The sequence below is a fragment of the Dapis brunnea BLCC-M229 genome (genome assembly GCF_050015995.1).
In the GTDB taxonomy this organism is placed as follows: Bacteria; Cyanobacteriota; Cyanobacteriia; order Cyanobacteriales; family Microcoleaceae; genus Trichodesmium.
This window is the reverse complement of the sequence record NZ_JBNHEP010000255.1, coordinates 16,021-18,959: the sequence shown is the minus strand read 5'-3', so window position 1 is coordinate 18,959 and position 2,939 is coordinate 16,021. Positions and strand designations below refer to the sequence as shown.

2 protein-coding genes and 1 pseudogene are annotated in these 2,939 nt (G+C 37.0%); all 3 read right to left on the bottom strand.

Annotation, left to right across the window (positions count from 1 at the left end; translation table 11 throughout):
• Positions 1-320: 320 nt before the first annotated feature.
• A pseudogene (locus ACP6PM_RS29690) lies at positions 321-692 on the bottom strand (macro domain-containing protein); the annotation flags it as partial.
• A 166-nt stretch (positions 693-858) separates the two neighbouring features.
• On the bottom strand, positions 859-1,029 hold the full coding sequence (locus ACP6PM_RS29685; protein ID WP_426590477.1) for a GUN4 domain-containing protein: 171 nt from the start codon (positions 1,027-1,029) through the stop codon (positions 859-861).
• A 571-nt stretch (positions 1,030-1,600) separates the two neighbouring features.
• Positions 1,601-2,785, bottom strand: coding sequence for an NAD(P)H-quinone oxidoreductase subunit H (locus ACP6PM_RS29680; RefSeq protein ID WP_426590476.1), 1,185 nt, complete (start codon positions 2,783-2,785; stop codon positions 1,601-1,603).
• Positions 2,786-2,939: the final 154 nt, after the last annotated feature.

Genomic DNA, 2,939 nt, shown 5'->3' with positions numbered 1-2,939 from the left:
TTTTACAAGTAAAGCAGCTTTAGTTAGAGACTCTTAAACAACAGAAATTTAGTTAAGCACCTACACAGAATTGATTTCCCACCCTAATTATCTGTAACCCTTGCAGTAAAAAGATTTCAATTTGGAAAAATGTGTAATTAATTTTGTGTACCTGCTTACTAAACTCCTACTTTAGCCAACTTTTTTCCAATTAGTATTAGATCAAGCTAGATTTGGTGATTAATATGGTACAACTGACAGGGTAAATATTCTTTGCTTGTTCCCTATCTTTCGACCCATCTTCCCTACTACTTCCCTACTCCCTACTATCCTTTGACTTTCTACTCTATCATTTCACGGAAAACTTCCAAGTATTTTTCATCAACCTGAATCTTAGAGCAAACAATAATCACCTTTTCAATAGATTGAATTTCTAATAAAAATTTCATCACTTCAGTGATAGCTATTCTTGCTGCTACTTCCACCGGAAAAAATAAAGCACCAGTAGCAATAGTAGGAAAAGTAATTGTTTTAATAGAATATTGTTCTGCTAAAGCTAAACTATTTTGATAATATCTCATCAGTGTATTCTTCTCTTCGAAATTTCCACCTTCCCATCTAACTGCGACTATATGAATAACCCACTCAGCAGATAAATTATAACCACTGGTAATTTTAGCTTCTCCATATTCACAAGTCATCAACTTTAGACAAGCTTCTTTAAGTTATAATCCGGCAATTTTATGAATATAATTAGATACCATTGAACCAGCAGAAACGGCGCGGTCTGTAGAATTAACAATAGCATCAACCTCCTGTCGATCAATATAGCAGTTCTCATATTAATGAGGTACAGTATTTTTTTCTATTCCTTATTCCCTATTCGCTGTTGCCTAAAATCGAAAATTTGTGTATCTCACCAATTTGAGAAATGCTATATATAGATTTCTGCACGCTAAAAGCAAAACGCCCTTGAGAATAATCTACCCAAAGTTGATGAATTTTATTTAACTCCGAACAGGGAAAATTTTCTATATCTAAAACACTCAACTTTTCATCTTTATTTTTATCGAATAATTAATAATTAAATAATTAAATAATTAAACAGTTTAGGTTAAAAGCCTCCCCTTGGATAGGGGAAAAAAGCGGTCCTTTGCGGAGCATGACCTTAGCATGGGATGGCGAGGTTTCCGTTCCCTCCGGGACGCTTTGCGTTTCATGTCGCGTAGCGAAACGCTAGCCTCCCTCCCCTTGAGAAATAAATTTTTTCCTTATTGGTCAATCCTCACCCTAAAAGGGAGAGGTAATTATCCATTACCCATTATCCATTATCCATTAATGAACTGCTACCTTCAACATTAAAGCAACAGTTTCCCGATCTGCCTCTCGCCATTTTCCTCCAACTAAAAAATCTCTTATACGAACACAGTTATATTTTTAATAGCAGTCAGTAGGAAATTTTTATGATTTTTTAATTTAACTAATTTTGACTTGCTCCAAGGAGAATATCCTCCAGTAAAACAACCCAAAAAAAACAAAAAAGCCAAAAGCAGAAGATGAATAAATCTTTCTAACTTTTAGCTTTTCATAACATTTTCTTACTTTTAACTTTTGACTTTACCTATCTATCTACAGACCCCATAATAATGTCAATGCTACCCAAAATAGCCACAAGATCCGCCACTTTTGCACCCTGCAAAATATGAGGAAAAACCTGTAAATTCACAAAATCTGCCGCCCGAATCTTAAAACGCCAAGGGAACATATTATTATCACCAATAATATAGATACCAATCTCTCCCTTACCACTTTCAATCCGAACATAATGTTCACCTTTAGGAATCTTAAAAGTGGGAGGTATTTTCTTACCTAAAAATTGGTAATCAAAATCATTCCACTTAGACTTAGGTCCTTCAGCTATTCGTTTAGCTTCCAGATTTTCGTAAGGTCCACCAGGAAGTCCTTTAATAGCTTGACGAATAATCTTAACCGACTCTCGCATTTCTCGAATCCGCACCAGATATCTCGCCAAACAATCTCCATCTTTCTCCCAGTGAACATCCCAATCAAAATCGTCGTAACATTCATAGTGGTCAACCTTCCGTAAATCCCACTTTACCCCAGAAGCTCGTAACATTGGACCAGAAAGCCCCCAGTTAATCGCCTCTTCCCGACTAATTACACCTAATCCCATAATCCGGCGACGGAAAATAGGGTTATTAGTAATCAGACGTTCATACTCATCGACTTTTGGTAAGAAATAATCACAAAAATCCTCACACTTATCCACCCAACCGTAAGGCAAATCAGCAGCTACCCCACCAATACGGAAATAATTATTATTTACCATCCGATAACCCGTGGCAGCTTCCCACAAGTCATAAATCATTTCCCGTTCTCGGAATATGTAGAAGAAAGGAGTTTGCGCACCCACATCCGCCAAGAATGGGCCAAGCCATAACAAATGATTAGCAATCCGGTTTAGTTCCAGCATAATTACCCGGATATAACTCGCCCTTTTAGGAACTTCAATATCCGCTAATTGCTCCGGTGCATTGACAGTCACCGCCTCGTTAAACATTCCCGCAGCATAATCCCAACGACTAACATAAGGGACAAACATTGTATTAGTGCGGTTCTCAGCAATCTTTTCCATGCCCCTATGTAAGTAACCAATCACAGGTTCACAGTCAACTACATCCTCTCCATCTAATGTGACAATCAACCTTAACACCCCGTGCATTGAGGGATGATGAGGCCCCATGTTAATAACCATGGGTTCGGTTCTAGTTTGAATTTGGCTCATATTGAATATTTTCCTATGACTTAGATAATTATAGAAATACTGGGTGAGTAGAACCAGATACAATATAATAGACTTCTTAAGAACTTAGATAAAGGATTGAAAAACTATAACGTTATAGATATGTAGTGTTTATCCCTCAAAAATGCCTCAGTTC

What these genes read in the sequence shown, in the direction of transcription:
- ACP6PM_RS29680 (WP_426590476.1), bottom strand. Translation starts at nt 2,785, where the DNA reads ATGAGCCAAATTCAAACTAGAACCGAACCCATGGTTATTAACATGGGG.